Origin of the sequence: Pseudomonas sp. NCIMB 10586 (assembly GCF_023127895.1) — a bacterium.
Classification (GTDB): Bacteria; Pseudomonadota; Gammaproteobacteria; order Pseudomonadales; family Pseudomonadaceae; genus Aquipseudomonas; species Aquipseudomonas synxantha_A.
In genome coordinates this window covers 133,046-156,917 of the sequence record NZ_SPKQ01000037.1, presented here as the reverse complement: position 1 = coordinate 156,917, position 23,872 = coordinate 133,046, and the positions used below count along the sequence as shown (strand labels likewise).

At 60.7% G+C, this 23,872-nt stretch carries 21 protein-coding genes; 16 read left to right on the top strand and 5 right to left on the bottom strand.

The window, feature by feature from the left end; genetic code table 11:
- Window positions 1–163: 163 nt before the first annotated feature.
- Genes tauA through tauD form a run of 4 tightly spaced genes read left to right on the top strand, consistent with a single transcriptional unit; the run spans window position 164 to window position 3,623 of the window.
- Entirely contained in the window at window positions 164–1,141 is a 978-nt protein-coding gene (gene tauA / locus E4P01_RS13945; protein WP_005783803.1) for a taurine ABC transporter substrate-binding protein, read from the top strand.
- A gap of 18 nt (window positions 1,142–1,159) precedes the next feature.
- Window positions 1,160–1,939, top strand: a complete 780-nt coding sequence (gene tauB, locus E4P01_RS13940; RefSeq protein WP_216090595.1) for a taurine ABC transporter ATP-binding subunit — start codon at window positions 1,160–1,162, stop codon at window positions 1,937–1,939.
- Entirely contained in the window at window positions 1,936–2,772 is an 837-nt protein-coding gene (gene tauC, locus E4P01_RS13935) for a taurine ABC transporter permease TauC (RefSeq protein WP_216090594.1), read from the top strand. The genes tauB and tauC overlap by 4 nt, the downstream gene beginning before the upstream one ends.
- Window positions 2,773–2,786: 14 nt before the next feature.
- Entirely contained in the window at window positions 2,787–3,623 is an 837-nt protein-coding gene (gene tauD, locus E4P01_RS13930) for a taurine dioxygenase (protein ID WP_216090593.1), read from the top strand.
- Between the two features lie 160 nt (window positions 3,624–3,783).
- On the opposite strand, the gene mgrA is transcribed toward tauD, so the two are convergent.
- The 3 genes from mgrA to epsC all read right to left on the bottom strand — a co-directional run bounded on the left by mgrA (window position 3,784) and on the right by epsC (window position 8,175).
- A complete protein-coding gene (gene mgrA / locus E4P01_RS13925; RefSeq protein ID WP_005783797.1) occupies window positions 3,784–4,821 on the bottom strand; it encodes an L-glyceraldehyde 3-phosphate reductase in 1,038 nt (345 codons plus the stop codon).
- Window positions 4,822–4,947: 126 nt separating this feature from the next.
- Window positions 4,948–6,909, bottom strand: a complete 1,962-nt coding sequence (gene betT / locus E4P01_RS13920; protein ID WP_164366000.1) for a choline transporter BetT — start codon at window positions 6,907–6,909, stop codon at window positions 4,948–4,950.
- Between the two features lie 339 nt (window positions 6,910–7,248).
- Window positions 7,249–8,175 carry a serine O-acetyltransferase EpsC gene (gene epsC, locus E4P01_RS13915; RefSeq protein ID WP_005783794.1) on the bottom strand — a complete coding sequence of 309 codons (927 nt, stop codon included), beginning with the start codon at window positions 8,173–8,175 and terminating at the stop codon, window positions 7,249–7,251.
- Between the two features lie 167 nt (window positions 8,176–8,342).
- Between epsC and E4P01_RS13910 the strand changes: the two genes are divergently transcribed.
- From E4P01_RS13910 to E4P01_RS13860, 11 genes are all read left to right on the top strand, one after another.
- Complete coding sequence (locus E4P01_RS13910) at window positions 8,343–9,338, top strand: D-cysteine desulfhydrase (protein ID WP_078820029.1); 996 nt, start codon at window positions 8,343–8,345, stop codon at window positions 9,336–9,338.
- Between the two features lie 171 nt (window positions 9,339–9,509).
- On the top strand, window positions 9,510–10,304 hold the full coding sequence (gene tcyJ / locus E4P01_RS13905) for a cystine ABC transporter substrate-binding protein (RefSeq protein ID WP_032878419.1): 795 nt from the start codon (window positions 9,510–9,512) through the stop codon (window positions 10,302–10,304).
- Window positions 10,304–10,969, top strand: a complete 666-nt coding sequence (gene tcyL, locus E4P01_RS13900; protein ID WP_032878420.1) for a cystine ABC transporter permease — start codon at window positions 10,304–10,306, stop codon at window positions 10,967–10,969. Before tcyJ ends, tcyL begins: the two co-directional genes overlap by 1 nt.
- A gap of 3 nt (window positions 10,970–10,972) precedes the next feature.
- Window positions 10,973–11,719 carry an L-cystine ABC transporter ATP-binding protein TcyN gene (tcyN, locus tag E4P01_RS13895; protein ID WP_216090592.1) on the top strand — a complete coding sequence of 249 codons (747 nt, stop codon included), beginning with the start codon at window positions 10,973–10,975 and terminating at the stop codon, window positions 11,717–11,719.
- A 371-nt stretch (window positions 11,720–12,090) separates the two neighbouring features.
- Complete coding sequence (locus E4P01_RS13890) at window positions 12,091–12,885, top strand: hypothetical protein (RefSeq protein WP_032878421.1); 795 nt, start codon at window positions 12,091–12,093, stop codon at window positions 12,883–12,885.
- A 187-nt stretch (window positions 12,886–13,072) separates the two neighbouring features.
- Entirely contained in the window at window positions 13,073–14,314 is a 1,242-nt protein-coding gene (locus E4P01_RS13885) for an SfnB family sulfur acquisition oxidoreductase (RefSeq protein ID WP_032803216.1), read from the top strand.
- A gap of 40 nt (window positions 14,315–14,354) precedes the next feature.
- Entirely contained in the window at window positions 14,355–15,548 is a 1,194-nt protein-coding gene (locus E4P01_RS13880) for an SfnB family sulfur acquisition oxidoreductase (RefSeq protein ID WP_005783783.1), read from the top strand.
- Window positions 15,548–16,900, top strand: coding sequence for an LLM class flavin-dependent oxidoreductase (locus tag E4P01_RS13875; RefSeq protein ID WP_103733994.1), 1,353 nt, complete (start codon window positions 15,548–15,550; stop codon window positions 16,898–16,900). Before E4P01_RS13880 ends, E4P01_RS13875 begins: the two co-directional genes overlap by 1 nt.
- 83 nt (window positions 16,901–16,983) lie before the next feature.
- Window positions 16,984–17,799, top strand: coding sequence for a MetQ/NlpA family ABC transporter substrate-binding protein (locus E4P01_RS13870; RefSeq protein ID WP_216090591.1), 816 nt, complete (start codon window positions 16,984–16,986; stop codon window positions 17,797–17,799).
- Window positions 17,796–18,911: an ATP-binding cassette domain-containing protein gene (locus E4P01_RS13865; protein ID WP_216090590.1), complete on the top strand. Its 1,116-nt coding sequence runs from the start codon at window positions 17,796–17,798 to the stop codon at window positions 18,909–18,911. The genes E4P01_RS13870 and E4P01_RS13865 overlap by 4 nt, the downstream gene beginning before the upstream one ends.
- Complete coding sequence (locus tag E4P01_RS13860) at window positions 18,901–19,545, top strand: methionine ABC transporter permease (RefSeq protein ID WP_032878426.1); 645 nt, start codon at window positions 18,901–18,903, stop codon at window positions 19,543–19,545. Before E4P01_RS13865 ends, E4P01_RS13860 begins: the two co-directional genes overlap by 11 nt.
- A 2-nt stretch (window positions 19,546–19,547) precedes the next feature.
- Here the strand turns inward: E4P01_RS13860 and E4P01_RS13855 are convergent, their stop codons facing one another.
- Window positions 19,548–20,651 carry a hypothetical protein gene (locus E4P01_RS13855; protein ID WP_216090589.1) on the bottom strand — a complete coding sequence of 368 codons (1,104 nt, stop codon included), beginning with the start codon at window positions 20,649–20,651 and terminating at the stop codon, window positions 19,548–19,550.
- Between the two features lie 177 nt (window positions 20,652–20,828).
- On the opposite strand from E4P01_RS13855, the gene E4P01_RS13850 reads away from it, so the two are divergent.
- Window positions 20,829–21,455 carry a class I SAM-dependent methyltransferase gene (locus E4P01_RS13850; RefSeq protein WP_032878428.1) on the top strand — a complete coding sequence of 209 codons (627 nt, stop codon included), beginning with the start codon at window positions 20,829–20,831 and terminating at the stop codon, window positions 21,453–21,455.
- Window positions 21,456–21,564: 109 nt separating this feature from the next.
- Here the strand turns inward: E4P01_RS13850 and E4P01_RS13845 are convergent, their stop codons facing one another.
- Window positions 21,565–23,754 carry a glycoside hydrolase gene (locus E4P01_RS13845; protein WP_216090588.1) on the bottom strand — a complete coding sequence of 730 codons (2,190 nt, stop codon included), beginning with the start codon at window positions 23,752–23,754 and terminating at the stop codon, window positions 21,565–21,567.
- Window positions 23,755–23,872: the final 118 nt, after the last annotated feature.

The following is a 23,872-nucleotide window of genomic DNA, read 5'->3' as shown; positions in this document are numbered from 1 at the left end:
TCGGGAGCAAGCCCCCTCCCACATTTGGTCATCACGGGTACAAAGATTTGCTTCAACCTTTCTACTCATAAGCTAATTCGAAAAGGTTATTTATTTTCGAGTTCTTAGATCATTTAGTCTCCTCACACGCCGACTCTCGGCCGCCTGATTGAGGAGCTTCCCCTTGAAACTGCTGACCCCTCTGCGCTTGCTGGCCGCGTTGTCCCTGGCCGGTGCCAGTCTGTTTGCCCAGGCGGCGGACGTGACTATCGCTTACCAGACCACCGTCGACCCGGCCAAAGTCGCCCAGGCTGACGGGGCCTATGAAAAAGCTACCAACGCCAAAATCGACTGGCGCAAATTCGACAATGGCGCCGACATCATCGCCGCCATTGCCTCCGGCGACGTGCAGATCGGCTACCTCGGTTCCAGCCCGCTGACCGCCGCGGTAACCCGCAAAGTCCCAGTAGAAACCTTCCTCGTCGCCACCCAGATCGGCGGGGCCGAAGCCCTGGTGGCGCGCAATGGGTCGGGGATCAACAGCCCGCAGGACCTGGTCGGCAAAAAAATCGCCGTGCCCTTCGTCTCCACCGGCCACTACAGCCTGCTTGCCGCGCTGAAACACTGGAACATCGACCCGGCCAAAGTCACCATTCTCAACCTGGCGCCTCCGGCCATCATCGCCGCGTGGAAGCGCGGTGATATCGATGCCACCTACGTGTGGGACCCGGCTCTGGGCGTAGCCAAGGAAAACGGCAAGGTGCTGATCACCTCCGGCGAACTGGCCAAGTTCGGCGCGCCAACATTCGATGCCTGGATCGTGCGCAAGGATTTTGCCGAGAAGCACCCGGACATCGTCACCGCCTTCGCCAAGGTCACCCTGGATGCCTACGCCGCCTACCGTAAAGACCCACAAGCCTGGCTGGCCGACACCGGCAACGTCGACAAGCTGGTGAAACTCTCCGGCGCCAAGGCCAGCGATATTCCCTTGCTGCTGCAAGGCAACGTCTACCCGCTGGCCGCTGACCAGGTGACCCTGCTGGGCGCGCCGACCACCAAGGCAGTCACCGACACTGCTGTGTTCCTCAAGGAACAAGGCAAGGTCGATGCCGTACTGCCCGACTACGCCCCTTACGTCAGCGCCAAGTTCATTTCTAACTGATCCAAGGAGTTCATCGCGATGGCCTTGCTACAGCTGGAGCGCATCAGCGCACAGTACCCAGGCGCCCCGGAACCGGTACTGTCCGATATTTCACTGGAGCTTGGGCCCCAGCAGCTGCTGGTTGCCCTGGGCCCGTCCGGCAGTGGCAAGACATCGCTGTTGAACCTGATTGCCGGTTTCGTCGAGCCTTCTGCCGGGCGTATCACCCTCGACGGTGTGCCGGTCAAAGGGCCCAGCGCCGAACGCGGTGTGGTGTTCCAGGACGACGCCCTGTTGCCCTGGCAGGACGTGCTGACCAACGTCGCCTTCGGCCTGGAACTGGCCGGCGTGCCCAAGGCGCAGCGTGAAGTACGCGCCCGCGAAATGCTCGCTCTGGTGGACCTGGCCGGTTTCGACAGCCGGCGCATCTGGCAACTCTCCGGCGGCCAGAAGCAACGCGTCGGCCTCGCCCGCGCCCTGGCGGCCGACCCTCGCGTATTACTGATGGACGAACCCTTCGGTGCGCTGGATGCCTTCACCCGCGAACAAATGCAGGAGTTGCTGCTGCAAGTGTGGCGGCGCACGGCCAAGCCGGTGTTCCTGATTACCCATGACATTGAAGAAGCGGTGTTCCTGGCCACGGACCTGATCCTGCTGGCGCCCAACCCCGGCCAGATCGTCGAACGCCTGCAGCTGGATTTCGGCCAACGTTACGCTGCCGGTGAATCAGCCCGCGCAATCAAGTCCGACCCGCGCTTTATCGAAACCCGCGAACACGTGCTGGGCAAAGTGTTCTCCCAACGGCAGGTGTACGCATGAGCAGCTACGAACTTCCCGCCACCGCCAGCAAGCCGGTGGCACCCGCCGTTATCCCGTTACGCCGCAGCCTGAGCACACGCTGGATCAGCGTACTGACCCTGGTCGCTCTGCTTGCCTTGTGGTGGGCGGTGACCGCCACCGGTTTGATCGAACCTTTGTTCCTGCCGCCACCGTCCGCCGTGTTGCAAAAAGGCTGGCTGCTGGCGACCACCGGCTACATGGATTCCACCTTGTGGCAGCACCTGGGCGCGAGCCTGAGCCGCATCGGCCTGGGCCTGGGTTTTGCAGTGCTGACCGCCGTGCCGGTGGGGATTGCCATCGGTGCCAACCGCATTGCCCGAGGCATTTTCGATCCGTTGATCGAGTTCTACCGGCCGATTCCGCCGCTGGCCTACCTGCCGCTGATCGTGATCTGGTGCGGCATTGGCGAGCTGTCCAAGGTGCTGCTGATTTACTTGGCGATTTTCGCCCCGATCGCCATCGCCACCGCAACCGGGGTGCGCACCGTCGACCCGGCCAAGCTGCGAGCTGCGCAGTCGTTGGGCGCCACCCGTGCGCAACTGATTCGCCATGTGATCCTGCCCAGCGCCCTGCCCGATATCCTCACCGGTGTGCGTATCGGCCTGGGTGTGGGCTGGTCGACCCTGGTCGCCGCCGAGTTGATTGCCGCCACCAGCGGCCTGGGTTTCATGGTGCAGTCGGCGGCGCAGTTTCTGGTCACCGATGTGGTGCTGCTGGGGATCCTGGTGATCGCCCTGATCGCCTTCGCCATGGAAATGGGCCTGCGCGCCCTGCAGCGTAAATTAGTGCCCTGGCATGGCCAGGCACACTGAGTGAAGAATCTACAATGAGCAGCCTGACCGTTACCCCATTAAGTACCGCCCTGGGCGCCCAGATCAGTGGCGTCGACATCACTCAGCCGCTGGCCCCTGAACAGCGCGACGCCATTGAACAGGCGTTGCTCGACTATTCGGTGCTGTTCTTCCGTGATCAGCCAATCACCCCGCAACAACAGGCACGGTTCGCGGCCAATTTTGGCGACCTGCACATCCACCCGATCTACCCCAACGTGCCGGAACAGCCCGAAGTGCTGATCCTCGACACCGCGGTCACCGACGTGCGTGACAACGCCGTTTGGCACACCGACGTGACCTTTCTGCCCACGCCTGCTCTGGGCGCTGTGCTCAGCGCCAAGCTGTTGCCGGCGTTTGGCGGCGATACGCTGTGGGCCAGTGGTATTGCGGCGTATGAGGCGCTTTCCGAACCGTTGAAGGTATTGCTCAACGGGCTCACCGCCACCCACGATTTCACCAAATCTTTTCCGCTGGAGCGTTTTGGCAATACCGCCGAAGACTTGTTGCGTTGGGAGCAAACCCGCCGCAAGAACCCACCGTTGTCGCATCCGGTGGTGCGTACCCATCCCGTCAGTGGGCGTAAATCGCTGTTCGTCAGCGACGGTTTCACCACCCGAATCAATGAACTGGAAGCGGCCGAAAGCGAGGCCATTCTCAAGCTGCTGTTCGCCCACGCCACCCGCCCGGAATTCACCATCCGCTGGCGCTGGCAAGAGAATGACGTGGCGTTCTGGGATAACCGCGTGACCCAGCATTACGCCGTGGATGACTACCGGCCACAGCGGCGGGTGATGCACCGGGCGACGATTCTTGGGGATGTGCCGTTCTAGTCGCCACACCGAAAACCAAATGTGGGAGGGGCGGTGCGACGATTCGACTTGCTCCCGATGGCGGTGGTTCAGTCAGCTCATCCGTAGCTGACCCACTGCTATCGGGAGCAAGTCGAATCGTCGCACCGCCCCTCCCACATTTTTGACCCAGTTGTGTCAGTTATTCAGCAGTGGATGGCTTTTCCCACAAGTTGATCCCGCCTTCCTGCGCAAACCGATCAATCTCCGCCAGTTCTTCAGCGCTGAAGCTCAAGTTCTTCAACGCCCCGACGTTCTCGATGATCTGCTCCGGCCGGCTCGCGCCGATCAGCGCGCTGGTCACCCGTGGATCACGCAGGGTCCAGGCCAGCGCCAATTGCGCGAGGCTCTGGCCGCGACGCTGGGCGATTTCATTCAGGCCGCGTACATGGGCAATGTTGGCCTCGGACAGGTGCTGGGCCTGCAACGAACCACCACCCGGACGATTGACCCGTGCATCGGCCGGTATGCCATTGAGGTACTTGTCGGTGAGCAAACCCTGGGCCAGCGGCGTGAAGGCGATCACCCCAGCGCCAAGTTCTTCGGTGGTGTCGAGCAGGTCCTTTTCCACCCAGCGGTTGAGCAGGTTGTAAGCCGGTTGGTGAATCAACAGCGGCACTTTCCACTCTTTGAGCAAGGCTGCGATTTCGCGGGTTTTCACCCCGGAATAGGACGAGATACCGATGTACAACGCCTTGCCTTGTTGCACAGCGGTGGCGAGGGCGCTGGCGGTTTCTTCCAGGGGCGTGTCGGGGTCAAAACGGTGGGAGTAGAAAATATCCACGTAGTCGACGCCCAGGCGTTGCAGGCTTTGATCCAGGCTCGCCAGGATGTATTTGCGCGAGCCACCGCCCTGGCCGTAGGGGCCGGGCCACATGTCCCAACCGGCTTTGCTGGAGATGATCAATTCGTCGCGGTAGTGCTTGAAGTCTTCACGCAGCAACCGACCGAAGTTGATCTCGGCGCTGCCATAGGGCGGGCCGTAGTTGTTGGCCAGGTCGAAGTGGTTGATACCCAGGTCAAACGCCGTGCGCAGCAAAGCGCGCTGGGTGTCGATCGGGGTGCTGTCGCCAAAGTTGTGCCACAGCCCCAGGGACAGTGCCGGCAGCACCAATCCACTGCGGCCTACGCGGCGATAGGGAATAGATTCATAGCGGTTTTCGGCAGCAATGTACGTCATCGAACCCTCTCTGGACTGAGGGTTAAAAGGCCCGGGAATAAGGTTATTCCCAAGCCTTTTAACCCGCTGAATCGCTTAAGTCTGCCTCTTCCTTTTACAGCAAAGACCTACTTGAGAGGAACGGTATCAGCGCACCAAATGCAGGAACTGCAGATGGCGCTCGTACTGGTCGAGGATGTCGTTGATGATCTGCTCCTTGGTATAGCCCACCAGGTCATAGTCCTGGCTACCCTCACTCAAGTGCACCTCCGCACGATAGTAACGGCGGTTGTTGATCTCTTTGGAACCCATGCCACCGCGGGCAAACGACGGCGTGAAATAGCCGCGCATCTGCACCTGGTAGATGAACGGATGCTCCTCGCCATGGCCGATTTCCAGGCTGACGCTGTCGTTGGACGGGTCCGGCTGAGTGACTACATTCAGGCCCTTCTCGACAAACACCGCCGTCACTTCTTCGATCGCCGGGCGCACCGTCGATTCAAGGAAGCGATACACCTCATCACGTGACGGGAAATGCACGGCCTGGCTCAAGCGCTGGCGCCAGCCGCCACGGCCTTTGCGTGAAGCCGATATTGGCGCCAGGGAATGCAACTGCGCGATCTGCTTTTGCGACTCCAGGTAAAACGCCTTGTGCAGCCCCCACATCATCAGCAGCAGAATCAGCGAGAACGGCAGCGAGGTCAGGACCACCGCAGATTTCAACGAATCGATACTGCCGGCGAACAGCAGGGCACTGGTCACCAGTGCTGTCATCGCACCCCAGAACACCCGCAGCCACTTCGGCCCGTCTTCATCAGCGTTGCCGCCTTTGGACGACAGGGTGGACAGCACCACCGTGCCTGAGTCCGCCGAGGTCACAAAGAACACAAAGCTGATAAACACCGTGACCGCAATCACCGTCTTGCTCCACGGGTAGGTTTCCAGCAGCAGGTAGAGGCTCATCGACGGGTCATCGATGGCCGACTGGCCCAGCGCGGCCATGCCATGGTTGAGCACTTGGTCGATGGCGCTGTTACCGAAGATCGACATCCACGCCAGGGTAAAGCCCAGCGGAATCAGCAGCACGCCAAACACGAATTCGCGGATGGTACGGCCACGGGAGATACGCGCAATAAACAGACCTACGAACGGTGACCATGCGATCCACCAGGCCCAGTAGAACACTGTCCAGCCGCCCAGCCAGTCGCTTGGCTTGTCGTAGGCGTACACATCGAAACTCTTGGTCGGCAGCGCGCCCAGGTAGTCCCCGATGTTCTGGATCAAAGTGTTGAGCAGGTGCTGGGTAGGCCCGGCGAATAACACAAACAGCAACAGCGCACAGGCCAGCAGCATGTTGATGTCGGACATCACCCGTACGCCCTTGTCGACGCCGGCTACCGCAACAATGATCGCCGCGCCCATCATCAACGTGATCAGGCCCACCTGGATCCACTGGGTGTGAGCAATGCCAAACAGGTAGTCCAGGCCGGAATTGAGGTGCAACACGCCAAAACCCATGTCAGCGCCCAGGCCGAACACCGTCGCGATGATACCGAAGCCATCCACCGCATAACCGATAGGGCCATTGATGCGCTTGCCGATCAGCGGGTACAGCGCCGAACGCAATGCCAGCGGCAGGTTATGCCGGTAGGCGAAATACGCCAGGGCCATGCCCACGAACGCGAACACACCCCAGCCATGCAGGCCCCAGTGCAGGAACAGCACCTGCATGGCCTGGCGCGCTGCATCGGCGTTCATCGCTTCGCCCTGGGGCGGCTGCACCAGGTGCGTCAACGGCTCCGAGACGCAGAAGAAAAACAGCGTGATGCTGATTCCGGCGGCGAACAACATGCCGGCCCAGGACAGGTAACTGAATTCGGGCTCGTCGTGGTCGGCACCGAGTTTTATCTTGCCGTAGCCCGATAGCGCGGTGACCACCACGAAGACCAGATACAGGGTCATCGCCAGCATGTAGTACCAGCCGACCGTATTGGCCGCCCAGTTTTGCGCCGCCAGCAGCCAGGCTCCGGCCTGTTGCGGGATAGCGATGACTGTGATGCCAAACAGCAGGATGAAGGTGGCGGCAAAGTAGAAAACGGGCGCATTCATGCGCACCATGCCGCTGGAAGGGGTGGACGATGCACTCATGAACGATGCACCTCAAGGTTGCGGGATATGGCTGTAAATAACGGACTCAGCAAAGGTAAGCCTCCTGTTGTGAGCGGGCAGCGAACCACCGGGTTTAACTTGAACGAACGTTCAAGTTAAACATGAATAGGCGGTCTGGGACTAATCGCAGGGCTGAGTGGTAGATGATTCCTACACTAGCTCAAGGATTGGTATGACGGATGAAGAAGGCAAATCGTTCAGCGACCCCACGTTGAAATACATACGAAATGTGGGAGCTGGCTTGCCTGCTCCCACACGGGTCGGCGGTTGGCTCAGGTATTACTTCTGCGCCCCATCGTCATGCTGCAAGTTCGCCTGGGTGATATTCGCCCCCGCCGGCACGCTGCGGGTCAGCCACACATTGCCGCCAATGGTCGAACCCTGGCCGATGGTAATCCGCCCCAAAATCGTCGCCCCGGCATAGATCACCACATCATTCTCAACAATGGGGTGCCGCGGATGGCCTTTTTGCAGCTGCCCATCCTCATCGGCTGGGAAGCGCTTGGCGCCCAGTGTCACCGCCTGGTAGATACGCACGCGCTCGCCGATGATCGCCGTTTCGCCAATCACTACGCCAGTCCCGTGATCGATGAAGAAACTCGGGCCAATCTGCGCGCCGGGGTGGATATCAATGCCAGTGGCCGAGTGGGCGATTTCTGCACTGATGCGCGCCAGCAGCGGCAAACCTGCGCGGTACAGGTGGTGGGCCAGGCGATGGTGAATCACCGCCAGGATGCCCGGGTAGCACAGCAGCACTTCATCCACACTGCGTGCAGCCGGGTCGCCGTGGTAGGCGGCCAGTACGTCGGTATCCAACAGGCTGCGCAGAGCCGGCAATGCCAGGGCAAAATCCTGGATCAGCCGAATGGCATGGGCATCCACACCGCTGTCATCTTCGCCGCCCTGGCGTGCGGCGTAGCGCAACTCCAGGCGCGCCTGGGCGAGCAAGGCGTTTAGCGCCACGTCGAGGGTATGCCCCACGTAGAAGTCTTCGCTTTCTTCACGCAGGTCCACCGGGCCCAGGCGCATGGGAAATAGCGCGCCGCACAAGGCTTCGAGGATTTGCGCCACCGCCTCACGGGACGGCAATTCACGGCCACCGTGCTCGCCGCTCAAGCGACCGTTGCGCGTTCGCCACTGGTCCCGCGCGCCGCGCAGTTGGCTGACGATGGTCTGCAATTGCCAATGACTGGAACGCTCACTCACGGTATTCACTCCTGACGAAATGGCCATCACTTTACGGTATGCACCCTGGCAGCTCTTAAGAACCAATGGTGTGGTCGTAAGAACTATTGTTCATAAGCGATTGACGGTTGCCCGATGAAAAGTGCCTGCCTATAGTCCTCCCCATCATTCAGTCACCGTGCGTAGCCATGATCAAACAACAGCTCGAGCGCTTTAACCGTCTGGAACTACTGGGCGGTGCCACCGCTCTGGAAAAACTTGAACGGCTGTCGGCCTGGCTGGGCAGGGACATTTACGTCAAGCGCGATGACACCACGCCCCTGGCCATGGGTGGCAACAAGCTGCGCAAACTCGAATACCTGGCGGCCGACGCCATTGCCCAGGGCGCCGACACCTTGGTCACCGCCGGCGCGATCCAGTCCAACCACGTCCGCCAGACCGCCGCACTGGCCGCCAAACTCGGCCTGGGCTGCGTTGCTCTGCTGGAAAACCCTACTGGCACCGAAGACGCCAACTACCTGGCCAATGGCAACCGCCTGCTGCTGGAGCTGTTTGACGCCAAAGTGGAACTGGTGGAAAACCTCGACAACGCCGACGCCCAACTCGCCGCCCTCGCCGACCGCCTGCGCAGCAATGGCAAGAAGCCCTACCTGGTGCCTATCGGTGGTTCCAATGCACTCGGCGCTTTGGGTTACGTGCGCGCAGGGCTGGAACTGGCCGCGCAGATTGAAGACAGCGGGATTGAGTTCGCCGCCGTGGTGCTCGCCTCAGGCAGTGCCGGCACGCACAGCGGCCTGGCCCTGGCCTTGAGCGAAGTACTGCCGCAGTTGCCGGTGATCGGCATCACCGTGTCGCGCACCGAGCAAGCGCAGTTGCCCAAAGTGCAAAGCCTGGCAGAACGCACTGCCGAGTTGCTCGGAGTGGCTATTCCCGACGCCTTCAAAGTGATCCTGTGGGACGAGTATTTCGGCCCCCGTTATGGCGAACCGAATGCCGGCACACTTTCCGCGATCAAACTTTTGGCCAGCCAGGAAGGTCTGCTGCTGGACCCGGTCTATACCGGCAAGGCCATGGCCGGTTTGCTGGACGGCATCGGGCGCCAGCGGTTTGAAGAGGGGCCGATCATTTTCCTGCATACCGGTGGGGCGCCGGCATTGTTTGCCTATGACTCAGTATTCAATTGATTGAATGGCATATATTCTCAAAAGAAATATGAAATTGTTTTTTTATTATTTTCAAGTCTTAAAAACCCGCTTTATCATCGCGCCGAAGGCGAAGACGCGCTTCGCGCTTTAAGGCAGGATACGACTACTGCGTCACCTGCTTCGCTCACCATAAAAACACAGGGGCTCTTCATGACTATTTCTGTATTGCGTCGCACGCTGCTGGTCAGCACTTTGGGCCTGGCGCTTGGCGCCGGTTGGTTGGGCCAGGCGGTTGCCGGCGAGCAGTTGAACACCATCAAGAAGGCCGGCGAGATCAAGATCGGTCTGGAAGGCACCTACCCACCGTTCAGCTTCGTCGATGAAAGCGGCAAGCTCAGCGGTTTCGAAGTGGAACTGTCCGAAGCACTGGCCAAGGAGCTGGGCGTCAAGGTCAAGCTGCAAGCTACACCGTGGGACGGCATTCTCGCCGCGCTGGAATCCAAGCGCCTGGACGCCGTGGTCAACCAGGTGACCATCTCTGAAGAGCGTAAGAAAAAGTACGATTTCTCCAAGCCATACACCGTGTCCGGCATCCAGGCACTGGTCCTGAAAAAGAACGTCGACTCGATCAAGAAAGCCGACGACCTGGCCGGTAAAAAGGTCGGCGTGGGCCTGGGCACCAACTACGAACAATGGCTCAAGGACAATCAACCCAAAGCCATTATCAAGACCTACAACGACGACCCAACCAAGTTCCAGGACCTGCGCATCGGCCGTATCGACGCGATCCTGATCGACCGCCTGGCCGCCCTCGAATACGCCAAGAAAGCCCCCGACACTGCCGCTGCCGGCGACGCCTTCTCCCGTCAGGAATCCGGTATCGCCCTGCGCAAAGGCGAGCCTGAATTGCTCGATGCGGTTAACACGGCCCTCGACAAACTGCGCGCCGACGGCACCTTGAAGAAGCTGTCCGAGAAGTACTTCAACGCTGACGTCACTCAATAATGGAAGCAGGTCTTCAACTCGCGCTGGACTCCGCGCCCTTTCTGCTCAAGGGCGCGTACTACACGGTAATCCTCAGCCTGGGCGGGATGTTTTTCGGCTTGCTGCTGGGCTTCGGCCTGGCCTTGATGCGCCTGTCGCGCTTCAAGTTGCTGAGCTGGACGGCCCGAGTCTACGTGTCGTTCTTTCGCGGTACGCCGTTGCTGGTGCAGCTGTTCCTGATCTACTACGGCTTGCCGCAAGTGGGCATCGAGCTGGATCCGATCCCGGCGGCCATGATCGGCTTTTCGCTGAACATGGCCGCTTATGCGTGTGAAATCCTGCGGGCCGCCATCGCCTCCATCGAGCGTGGCCAGTGGGAAGCCGCCGCCAGTATTGGCATGACCCGCGCGCAAACCCTGCGCCGGGCCATTCTGCCGCAAGCGATGCGCACGGCATTGCCGCCCCTGGGCAACAGCTTCATTTCGCTGGTCAAGGACACTGCGCTGGCCGCCACCATCCAGGTACCCGAGCTGTTCCGTCAGGCCCAACTGGTATCGGCGCGGACCTTCGAAATTTTCACCATGTATCTGTCCGCAGCCCTGATCTACTGGATCCTGGCGAGCATCCTGGCGCATCTGCAAAATCGTCTGGAAGACCGGGTCAACCGGCATGACCTGGAGTCCTGAAGCATGATCGTGGTTGAAAAACTGACCAAACAATTCAACGGTCAAGTGGTGCTTGACGGCATCGACCTTGAGGTCAAGGAAGGCGAAGTGGTCGCCATCATCGGCCCCAGCGGTTCCGGCAAGACCACCTTCCTGCGCTGCCTGAATTTCCTCGAAGAACCCACCAGCGGCCGCATCAAGGTGGGGGATATCCAGATCGACGGCAGCAAGCCGCTCAACCAGCAACAGGAGCTGGTGCGTCGTCTGCGCCAGCACGTGGGCTTTGTGTTCCAGAACTTCAACCTGTTCCCCCACCGCACTGCGCTGGAAAACGTCATCGAAGGCCCGATTGTGGTCAAGAAGATGCCACGGGAAGCGGCCACCGAACTGGGGCGCAAGCTGTTGGCCAGGGTCGGCCTGGCGGGCAAGGAGGCGTCCTACCCAAGGCGGCTGTCCGGCGGCCAGCAACAGCGTGTGGCGATTGCCCGTGCGTTGGCCATGGAGCCGGAGGTGATTCTGTTCGACGAACCCACCTCGGCTCTCGACCCGGAACTGGTGGGCGAAGTGCTGGCAACCATTCGCAGCCTGGTCGAAGAAAACCGCACCATGGTCATCGTGACCCACGAAATGAGCTTTGCGCGGGACGTAGCCAACCGGGTGATCTTTTTCGACAAGGGCGTGATCGTTGAACAGGGTGAAGCCAAAGCGTTGTTCGCCAACCCCAGGGAAGAACGCACCCGGCAGTTTCTGAGCAAATTCCTCGCCCACTGACCCACCCTCTGTAGGAGCGAGCTTGCTCGCGAAAAACGCCCAGGCAACTCGGTCGATCTGAATCACCGCGTTACCGTTTACGTTCTTCGCGAGCAAGCTCACTCCTACAACGGGTTACCATTTCAGCGCATAAAATACCCCCGCCGTCCCCCCCTTAAAATCCCCCTCCCCGTCAGACCCTTCTGAATATCCTCAAACCCGCCGTTTAGCCTTTTGCCTCCATTGACGCTCCCCGGCCAACCCTCTTATCTAGCGCCTTGAGGATTGGATCCCATCCCGGCTACTGACTGAATCGTTCCTTTCGAATCGCCCTGTGCCTATGCGCCGAAGGTTCGGAACGATGACTGCTGGCTGCAACAAGGAGATTACTTATGACACATACCCAAACCCTGGCCATGCTGCCTGCCCCGAAGCTGCCCCAGGCGGTAGGAAACGGCATCAGCGCCCTGGCCTCCACCCATCTGCAGGTCGACATATCCCCCTACTCGGGCATGGAGGAAGGCGACCTGATCGAACTGTTCTGGAACAACTGCTTTGCCGCCTCGCGCAAGGTGACGGCGTGCAAGATCGGCACGTTCACTCATCTGTGGGTACCGGAAAGCTTCGTGCAGGACGGGCCGGCACGCGTCCACTACCAGGTCCTGCAAATCGGCCATGGCCCGATGCGCTCGGCCGTCGCCCTGGTGCGGGTCAAGACCAACTACCCCGGAGGCCAGCCTGCGCCATGCCTCAACCACGAAAGTGATGAAAACCAGAATCTCGCCCCCGTGGGTTTGCCCGAGACGATCCGCCGCCATGGCGTCAATCGCAACCAGGTTCGGCGCGGCATTCCGCTGACCATCGAACCTTACTTGAACATGAGTGCCGGCGATGCCATCACACTGCGCTGGGGTGATGTGCGCCTGGACCTGCCGAAAATCCAAGCCAAAAACGTCGGCCTGGCAGTGCAGGTGTGGGTACCGTCCCAGATCATTGTCGAAGCGGGCGACGACTGCCGATTGGAAGTCACGTACTGCATTCTCGATCGCGTGGGCAATAATTCACGCTGGGCACCGGCCCGCACGCTACGTATCGCCGCTTGCACGCCAGTCGTGCCAACCCCACCTGCTTCGCCCGCGCCGGGCTATCAACCGCGTCGCTTCGGCTCACCCTGTGAACCGGGGTGACAGCCCTTCTATGCATATTCCTAAAAGTTAGTTTATTTAAAGAATTAACACGCTTAGGGTATATGCACCGGACCACCGGACATTCCTGATTTTTCTGTTTTTATTTCATTGAATGCGAGGTCGGTATGGTCAGAATTACCCCGGTGCATAACGCCAGGGCATTGCGTGCAGCCAAGGAGCGGCGCTGATGTCTAACTTGGCTCTAACACCCCCCCAGAGTGATCTGGACGTAGCCCCCCTGTTGTTGCCCGCCACGGTGCTGCGCAACGACGCCCAGGCACTGAGTGCGGCTCATGAGCTGGCCCAGGCTGCGCGCCTGCAGGCCGCTACGCGCGACCAGCAGCGCAAACTGCCGTGGGCGCAACTCGAACAATTCACCCGCAGCGGCCTGGGCAGTATTTCCATTCCCCGCGAATACGGCGGCCCACAGGTGTCGTTTGTGACCCTGGCCGAAGTCTTCGCGATCATCAGCGCAGCCGACCCGGCCCTCGGGCAGATCCCGCAGAACCATTTCGGCATCCTGCACGTATTGCAGGGCACCGCGACCGAGCGCCAGAAAAAGCAGCTGTTCCAGAGCGTGCTCGACGGTTGGCGCATCGGCAACGGCGGCCCGGAACGCGGTACCAAAAACACGCTGGAGCTCAAGGCACGCCTCACGGCCGAAGGCGATGGGTTCGTGGTCAGCGGCCAGAAGTTCTACTCCACCGGCGCACTATTTGCCCACTGGGTCGCGATAAAGGCATTGAACGATGACGGCAAGCAAGTCATGGCCTTCGTGCGGCGCGGCAGCGAGGGGTTGCGCATCGTCGATGACTGGTCCGGTTTTGGCCAACGCACCACTGCCAGCGGCACCGTACTGCTCGACCGGGTGGCGGTAGACCCGGAGTTGGTCATCGACAACTGGCGCCTGGGCGAAAGCCCGAATATCCAGGGTGCCGTGTCGCAACTGATCCAGGCAGCCATTGACGCCGGCATCGCCCGTGGTGCCCTCGACGACACTATCGCCTTTGTACGCGAGCGTTCACGCCCCTGGATCGACGCCAAGGTCGAGCGGGCCAGCGATGACCTGTATGTGATCGCCGATATCGGCAAGTTGAAGATCGAACTGCACGCTGCCGAGGCACTGTTGCGCAAGGCCGGTCAGGTGCTGGACCAGGTCAGCGCGGCGCCGATCACCGCGCAGTCCGCCGCGCGCGCCTCGATTGCCGTGGCCGAGGCCAAGGTGCTCACCACCGAAGTGGCATTGCAGGTTACCGAAAAGCTCTTCGAACTGGCCGGCAGCCGCGCCACCCTCGCCGAATTCAACCTTGACCGTCACTGGCGCAACGCGCGGGTGCATACCCTGCACGATCCGGTGCGCTGGAAGTATCACGCCATCGGCGCCTATCGACTGAACGGCACCTTACCTGCTCGTCATTCCTGGATTTAACCGACCAGAACACTTTTTCCACGAGCTTCTGGAGAAACTCATGACCCTTTCTCACCACGTCGCGGTTATCACCAGCGATGAGCAAGCCCTTATCGTCGCCAGCGACCTCGCTGAAGATTTGCGCCGCGACAGCGCCCAGCGCGACCGCGAACGCCGCCTGCCGTGGCCCGAGCTGGACGTGTTTTCGCGCTCCGGCCTGTGGGGTATCACGGTGCCCAAGGCATTCGGCGGCGCGGGCGTATCCAATGTCACCCTGGCCAAGGTGATTGCACTGATTTCCCAGGCCGATGGTTCCTTGGGCCAGATCCCGCAAAATCATTTTTATGCCCTTGAAGTGCTGCGCGTAAACGGCAACCCCGAGCAGCAAAAGCGCCTGTACGCCGAGGTGCTGGCCGGTCAGCGCTTTGGTAACGCCTTGGCGGAACTGGGCACCAAGACCGCCCATGACCGCGTGACCAGCCTCACCCGCGACGGCGACGGTTTTCGCATCAACGGGCGCAAGTTCTACGCCACCGGCGCGATCTATGCCCAACGCATTCCCACCTCGGTGGTGGATGAAAACGGCATCCAGCAACTGGCGTTCGTACCCCGTGACAGCGAGGGCCTGACGGTCATCGACGACTGGAGCGGCTTCGGCCAGCGCACCACTGGCAGCGGCTCAGTGGTATTCGATAACGTGTGGGTCGCAGCGCAGGACGTGATCCCATTCCAGAGCGCCTTCGAACGCCCGACCACCGTGGGCCCCTTGGCGCAGATCCTTCACGCCGCCATCGACACCGGCATCGCCCGCGCAGCGTTTGAAGATGCGTTGCATTTTGTGCGCACCAAGACCCGCCCGTGGATCGATTCCGGCAACGACAAGGCCACCGAAGACCCGCTGACTCTAAAGAGCTTCGGCCACCTGAGCATTCGCTTGCACGCCGCCGAGGCGTTGCTGGAGCGCTCCGGCGAATTCCTCGACCGCGCCCAGGCCGACAGCAATGCCCAGACCGTCGCCGCCGCGTCCATCGCCGTGGCCGAAGTGCGCGCCCTGAGCACCGAGATTTCCCTCGCAGCGGGCAGCACCTTGTTCGAACTGGCCGGCAGCCAGGCGACTTTGGCCGAGCATGGCCTGGACCGCCATTGGCGCAACGCCCGGGTGCACACCCTGCATGATCCGGTGCGCTGGAAATATCATGCGGTAGGCAACTATTACCTCAACGATGAAAACCCGCCGCTGCGGGGGACCATCTGATGAGCAAGAAAAAGATCCTGCTCAATGCCTTCAACATGAACTGCATCGGGCATATCAACCACGGTTTGTGGACTCACCCACGGGACAACTCGACCGAGTACAAGAGCCTCGAATACTGGACCGAATTGGCGCAGATTCTTGAGCGCGGGTTGTTCGATGGTTTGTTTATCGCCGATATCGTCGGCGTCTATGACGTGTACCAGAACTCGATTGACGTGCCGCTCAAGGAGTCCATCCAACTACCGGTCAACGACCCGTTGCTGCTGGTCTCGGCCATGGCCGCCGTCACCCGGCACCTTGGCTTCGGCCTTACCGCCAACCTGACCTACGAGCCGCCCTATCTGTTCGCCCGGCGCATGTCCACGCTCGATCACCTGAGCCGTGGCCGCGTCGGCTGGAACATCGTCACCGGCTATCTCGATAGCGCGGCCAAAGCCATGGGCCTCACCGAACAGGTCGAACATGACCGGCGCTACGACCAGGCCGATGAATACCTGGAGGTGTTGTACAAACTCTGGGAAGGCAGCTGGGAAGACGACGCGGTGCTCAACGACCCGCAAACGCGGGTGTATGCGCAACCGGGCAAGGTGCACAAGGTGGAGCACCACGGTGAGTTTTATCAGGTAGAGGGTTATCACCTGTGCGAGCCATCGCCGCAGCGTACGCCAGTGTTGTTCCAGGCCGGCAGTTCCGAGCGCGGGCTGCTGTTCGCCGGGCGCCACGCCGAGTGCGTGTTCATCAGCGGGCAGAACAAGGCCGCGACCAGGCTACAGGTGGACAAGGTGCGCGCCAGCGCAGTGGAGGCTGGGCGCAACCCGGATGACATCAAGGTGTTCATGGGCCTCAACGTGATCGTGGGCGCCACCGAAGAACTTGCATGGGCCAAGCACGCCGAGTACCTGAGCTATGCCAGTGCGGAAGCCGGCGTGGCGCACTTTTCGGCGTCCACAGCGATTGATTTTTCTGCCTACGAACTGGACGAACCGATCCAGTACGTGAAGAGCAACGCGATCCAGTCGGCCACCAAGAACCTGCAAAACAACGACTGGACCCGGCGCAAATTGCTCGAACAGCACGCCCTGGGTGGGCGCTATATCACCTTGGTGGGCTCGCCTGAGCAGGTGGCGGATGAACTGGAATCCTGGATCAGCGAAACCGGGCTGGATGGTTTCAACCTGACGCGCATTGTGACGCCGGAGAGCTATGTGGATTTCATTGACCTAGTGATACCGGAACTACAACGACGTGGGTCGTACAAGACCGCCTATGAGCAGGGCACCCTGCGGGAAAAAGTTTTCCACGGCACCGCTCGGCTACCCGAACAACACACCGGCGCCACCTACCGTCACTGATCAAAAAATGTGGGAGGGGGCTTGCTCCCTCCCACATTGGATCTCCATTGTTTGTGCCTATACCTTATGACTGGAAATTGATTATGAAAAAAACACTGCTCACCCACCCAGTCAAAGCACTGGCCCTGGCCTTCGGGTTATTCAGCACAGCGGTCTTCGCCGCCGACCCTCCCCTGAAAATCGGCACCACCGCCGCCTTCGCCATTGCGCTGGAAGCGGCCGTTGAAGAGGCCGGCAAACAGGGCCTGAAAGTCGAACTGGTCGAGTTCAGCGACTGGATCGCCCCCAACGTCAGCCTCGCCGCCGGCGATATCGACGTGAACTACTTCCAGCACATTCCCTTCCTGGAAAACGCCAAGGCCGCCGCCGGGTTCGACCTGGTGTCTTACGCACCGGGCATCATCAACAACGTCGGCCTGTATTCGAAGCAATACAAAAGCTTCAACGACCTGCCCGAAGGCGCCAGCGTGGCCATTGCCAACGACCCGATCAACAGCGGGCGCGGCCTGCAACTGCTGGCCAAGGCCGGGTTGATTACCCTCAAGCCGGGCGTGGGCTACAAGGCCACCGAAGAAGACATCGTCAGCAACCCCAAAAAGCTCAAGATCCTGCAGGTGGAAGCCGTGCAACTGGTACGCGCCTACGACGACGCCGACCTGGTGCAGGGCTACCCGGCGTATATCCGCCTGTCCAAGACCTTCGATGCGCAATCGGCGCTGCTGTTCGATGGCCTCGACCACCCGGAGTACGTGATTCAGTTCGTGATTCAGCCCAAGAGCAAGACCGACCCACGAGTGATCAAGTTCGTCGACATCTACCAGCACTCGCCGGTGGTACGTGCCGCATTGAATAAATCCCTGGGCAAGCTCTACCAAGTCGGCTGGGAAGATAAAAAATGACCGCCGCCAACGCCCAACTGCGCGACCTGGGCCATGCGCCCAGGGACGCCGAGCAAACTGAACTGCACCCGGACCTCAATCGCGCCCACGTGCGTTTTATCAACCTGGGCAAAACCTATGGCGGCACCGTGCACGCCCTGCAAGGCATCGACCTGGCGATCCAGCGTGGCGAAGTGTTCGGCATCATCGGCCGCAGCGGCGCCGGCAAGTCGTCGCTGATCCGCACCATCAACCGCCTGGAACAACCCAGCAGCGGGCGCGTACTGATCGATCAGGTGGACATCGGCGGCTTCGATGAAGACCACCTGGTAGCGCTGCGCCGGCGCATCGGCATGATCTTCCAGCACTTCAACCTGATGTCGGCCAAGACCGTGTGGCAAAACGTCGAACTGCCTCTCAAGGTCGCCGGCGTGAACCAGGCACAACGCGTGCGTAAGGTGCATGAACTGCTGGAGCTGGTAGGTCTGCAAGACAAGCACAAGGCGTATCCGGCGCAGCTTTCCGGAGGGCAGAAACAGCGCGTCGGCATCGCCCGCGCGCTGGTGCACGACCCCGAGATTCTGCTGTGCGACGAGGCCACCTCGGCCCTCGATCCGGAGACCACCCAGTCGATCCTCGGCCTGCTGCGTGAGATCAACCAACGCCTGGGCCTGACCATCGTATTGATCACCCATGAGATGGCGGTGATCCGCGAAATCTGCGACCGCGTGGTGGTGCTGGAACACGGGCGCATCGTCGAGCAAGGCCCGGTGTGGCAAGTGTTCGGCAACCCGCAGCATGAGGTCAGCAAGACCCTGCTCGCACCGCTGCAACACGGCCTGCCGCCCGAATTGCAAGCCCGCCTACAACCGACACAAACCTCGGCTGATGCGGCGCTGGTGCTGCGCTTGCAGTTCACCGGCAGCGATACCGATGAGCCGGACCTGGCCGCACTGTTCAGCGCCCTCGGCGGCCGCGTGCGTTTGCTGCAAGGCGGTGTGGAGCGGATCCAGGGGCACGCTCTGGGGCAATTACTGCTGGCGGTGAATGGGTCGCCGCACAATGCCGAAGAGCTGCGTAACCGCGCCGGCAATTGGGCACAACGGGTGGAGGTGCTGGGCTATGTGGTTTGATCGTTTAGTACAGGGCGCTATCGACACCTTGTTGATGGTCGGTGTGTCGTCGCTGATCGCCTTGCTGGTCGGTATCCCGCTGGCGGTATTGCTGGTTACCAGCGACAAGGGCGGCATCTACCAGGCGCCGACGCTTAACCGCGTGCTGGGGGCGTTCGTCAATCTGTTCCGCTCCATTCCGTTCCTGATCCTGATGGTGGCGTTGATCCCGTTCACTCGGCTGATCGTCGGCACCACCTACGGTGTATGGGCGGCCGTGGTGCCGCTGACCATCGCCGCCACACCGTTCTTTGCGCGCATTGCCGAAGTCAGCCTGCGCGAGGTCGACCACGGCCTGATCGAAGCGGCTCAGGCCATGGGTTGCCGGCGCTGGCACATCATCTGGCATGTGCTGCTGCCGGAAGCCCTGCCGGGGATCGTCGGCGGGTTCACCATCACCCTGGTCACCATGATCAACTCATCGGCCATGGCCGGTGCGATCGGTGCCGGTGGCCTGGGCGACATTGCCTACCGCTATGGCTATCAGCGATTTGATTCGCAGATCATGCTCACGGTGATTGTGTTGTTGGTGGTGCTGGTGGCGGTAATTCAACTGAGTGGGGATCGCTTGGCGCGGGTATTGAACAAGCGCTGAACTCACGGGCATTCGTCCAACTGCGCGACGCTGGCATGGGGTACGAAGCTGACGGTTTTTTCCTTGGCCTGCCAGGGGCGCACGATGTAGCTGCCGTCCGAGTCTGCCATTACCCGCAGTTTTACACTGCGCTGCGGGTTGTCGGCGTCTACCAGCCCGCGAAGAACCTTGGCGTCGTCCGACCAGGTCATCAGCGTACACACGCGCCCTCCGGAGGCGGAGCCTTGCAATGGCAACCCACCCAGCTTCGACCCGCTTGCCGGGATCAGCCCGAGGAAGACGATGAGTGCAAAGGCTGCCAGTGATGCGAAGGCAACCGGGTTCTTGTGATCGCGCATGTACACCACAAGGCAGGCCCCACAGCCCTGGACCAGGAACAGCACGACCACCTCGGCAAACATGAACGGTGCAAAGAGCACAGCGCTGTCGGAATACTCAAGGAAGGCGCGGGAGACCGGCACGGTTACCATCAGGATTACCAGCATTTGAACCGCGCCAGCACCCACACTGGCCAGCCAGAACTCGCCGGATATGTCACGCAATCCAACCTGAGCAGGGCGTGCGCGCATGATGATGCCGACATAGGCGAGTACCGCCACCACGATCGCCACAATCCAACTGACAGTCAGCAAAGGCCCACTTTCGGCGTTCACCGACAGGTACACGGCGCACATCCAGAAGATGGCCATGACGACCAGGCTGGCAGCCCAGTGCAACAATAAACGCCGGTGCTGGGCCGTCAACTGAGGGGAAAGCGGACTGAGATTCAGCTGATCACTAAGGCGCACGCCCGTGTCGTTAAGGCGTTTGAACAAGATGAATGTAGGGATCAGGATCGACGCGCCCATCATGCCGATGACGAATACCAACATGGCGAACATGGCCGGCAATGCGGTGAACGCCGCGGCCGACAGAATGCTCAGGGGTACTTTTTCCACCTGGATGTACTGGTACAAATACAAGCCTGCCACCGACAGGATCCCCACCGTCAGCGGCCAGGCGCGTTCATTGAGCCAGAACAGGCCGCTGCTGAGTTTCGTGGCGTATTGGTCCACCTTGTTTGCAGTGAATTTCTGACCCTCACGTGAACGTTTTTCTTCTTCCATGAATGTACAACCCTCTTTGAATGAGGGCCGAATCTTACCCAGAATCCTGCGGGGCGGTCTGTCGGATTCTCCCTACACGCACACAATGAACCGCCCTACACCAGATACACGTCTTTCAACTCAAGGGTGAGCCTGAGGTATAGTCCAACGACCTCAACCGCAGCGGTGCGCCACACCATGAAACTCGCCCCCGACGACCTCAACCAGATCACCTCCACCACCCTCGGCCATTACAACAAAGTCGCCGAAGACTTCCGTGAAGGCACCCGTGATCACGATGTGAGCCAGAACATCGACGCGCTGTTGCGACATATCCAGGGCTCGGCGCCGTTTACCGTGCTGGATTTCGGCTGCGGGCCGGGGCGGGATTTGCAGACTTTTACGCGCATGGGGCATATCGCCGTGGGGCTGGATGGCTCCGAGCGGTTTGCGCAGATGGCGCGGGACGACAGCGGCTGTGAGGTATTGCAACAGGATTTTCTCAAGCTGGACCTGCCACCCGAGCGCTTCGATGGCGTGTTTGCCAATGCGGTGCTGTTTCATATTCCCAAGCAGGAATTGCCGCGGGTTCTCAAGCAGCTGCATGGCACGTTGAAGCCTGGAGGCGTGCTGTTCAGCTCCAACCCTCGAGGTGAAAACCAGGAGGGTTGGAATGGGCCGCGGTATGGCTCTTATCACGACCTGGAGGCGTGGCGGGGCTTGCTGACCGAGGCCGGATTTGAAGAGCTGGAGCACTACTACCGGCCGGCCGGGTTGCCGCGGGAACAGCAGCCTTGGTTGGCGAGTGTGTGGCGTAAAATTTAGTGCCGCATCGCCTGTACCGACCTCATCGCAGGCAAGCCAGCTCCCACATTCGGAATGCATTTCACTGTGGGAGCCGGGCTTGCCCGCGATGGCGCCGTAACAGGCAGCGTTATTTCACCTGATACACCACCGGCTTCTCCCCCTCCACCAGCGCCGTCACACTGCGCCCGGCATACCCATCTTTCTGCGCGTCCGAAAAATTCGCCACCAACCGCGTCCCATCGGCGAAGGTGGTTTGCTGCAACAGTTTGTCCGCTGTCAGCCAGCGAAACTCAGTCATTGCCTGAGTCCCCAACCGTTGATGCAGCGGCCGAAAGAACCGGTCCTGGCGCTGAATCACCGGCAGCCTGTCCTTGAGTGTCGTCGCGCTCAGGTGATACAGCGGCGGTACGTTGTAGAGCAGTTGGGCCAGTTCATTTTCAGCCCGTACATTGCTCAGCTTGAGGTTGTCGAACAGCCAGTGATGAGTGGTGATTACCGAGCCATGGAACACCGCCTGATACAACGGCAGCCGCATCGTCGGGTCGAAATACACCGTGCGCAGCGACGCTTTCAACGGCACAGGCTTGAAGAACACCGCCGGCTGCTCCGCCGGGTACCAGTTGCCGACGTAATAGGGCGACTGCCGGTCGCGGGTCATGTCCCGGTCACCCCAGCCGATCACCGGAGTTTGCATACCATGGGCAAACATAATGCCCTGAGCGGTGACGGCGTTGCCGTCTTCGGAACCTGCGGGCAGTTTTAGCGAAGTGTTGATCCAGCGCGAGGCGTCGATATTGCCCTGGGCATTCTGCACCTGACTCATGGAGGCGCCGTCGCGGTAGCTGTCAAAGATCATGCTGGTGGCGTACGCATCGAGGAACCAGGCATTGAATCCGGCTGCGGCCTGCACCGCCTTTACCCGTGCTTCCAGCAACGGTCGCACACAGCGCGGGTCCGTGTAGTGGCCGGATTGTTGGAAACCGGCTTTCGGCTGGCCGTTCTTCAATATGATTGCGCAGTCACGGTACGCCTTGCCGCCCAGGTGGGCAGTGGCCCAATCCGGATTTTCGCTGGCCGACAGCGCCGTTTCATACGAATCGTAAGGCGCCATCAGATACCCGGCATCCACGCCTGCGCGAATCGCTTCGGGATGCCAGAGCCCGCCTTCCCAGCCATCACCCAGGGTCAACAGCAGACGCGAGAGCCCCGCGTCACGCAAGGCTTGGATAGTCGAATGCCCCCAGGTTTCGGGGCGATCACTCAAGGCTGAGGCGAAATCCACGGCCAGCTCGCTACGCAACTCGCCGTAGCGAGTGGCAAGGCGACTCATGTCGGGCTCTTCCACTTGCCAGGCTTGCCGGGCCTTCTGGTTGATGGCCGCATTGAGGCCGCGCAGCAACACGGTTTGCTCATAACGATTCAATGCGGTTGTCTGTGCGAGCACCTTCGCAGACTCTTTGTCCAGCAGCCTGCCAAGCTCATGGGTGCGCAGCCGTTTGATCAACGTTGGCCAATCACGGACATCATCCAGCGTCAGCAAGCCGTTGCCCCAGAGGTAAACGTGACTGGCGCCGAGCAATTTCACCGCCTCGGGGGTTTGCCGCAGCTTGTCCGCCAGCGGCTCGTAACGGCCCTGCTCCACCAACCATTGGCGATAATGCTTGGCCCCGGCCAATGGGTCTGCATCGCCCAGGTACAGGCGCAGCGTCATCGGTACGTCGGGGGCAAGGGTGGTGAATTCATGGGCCGCTGACAGCGCCAGACCCTGGCCGTCCGCTTGCCATTCAAGGCGATTGTTGTAAGGGTTGGTCAGCAGCCAGTTAAGCGTGAAGCGCCCGTGATCCAGGCCCCACAAGGGCAAGCTCAGGTCCTGGGTGGTATTGACTTCGCCGTGCTCAAGCAGGAACGCCTTCCACACGGGGTTATCAAAGGGCACATAATGCCCTTCAGCCAACGGCCAGATCAGCGCCTGGCCCATGGCCGTGGCCGGCTGGCGCAGCAGGGCCAATTCACCCGGCTCGCGGGCGCTGATAGACAGGGACAGTTCGCGCTGTTCAAGCCGGGCCGTCAGGCGATAGGCGCCGCTGTCCCATTGCCAGGAGACCTGTGCGGCATCAGCTTGCAACGCACTGACAGCGTGCACGGCGACACCGCTGGAGGCTTGTACCGGGGCCTCCCCCGCTGGCGTGACACGCAGCGCCAGGGTTGCAGGGTCGAGGTCAACGCGCCACAGGGCGTTTTCCAGCATGGTGGAGGCAAAGACTGAGGGCGCAAGAACAAGCGCACAGAGCACAAAGATGAGGCGCAGGCACTGCATGGGAATCGACCTGGACGGAGAAGTTAGGTCGAGAGGGTAAAACATGCAGACAGTGGCCGGGGCAACAAGTGGATCTTTCGGAAGCTTCCCACAGCCTCAAGCGAGATGAAGATCCAAA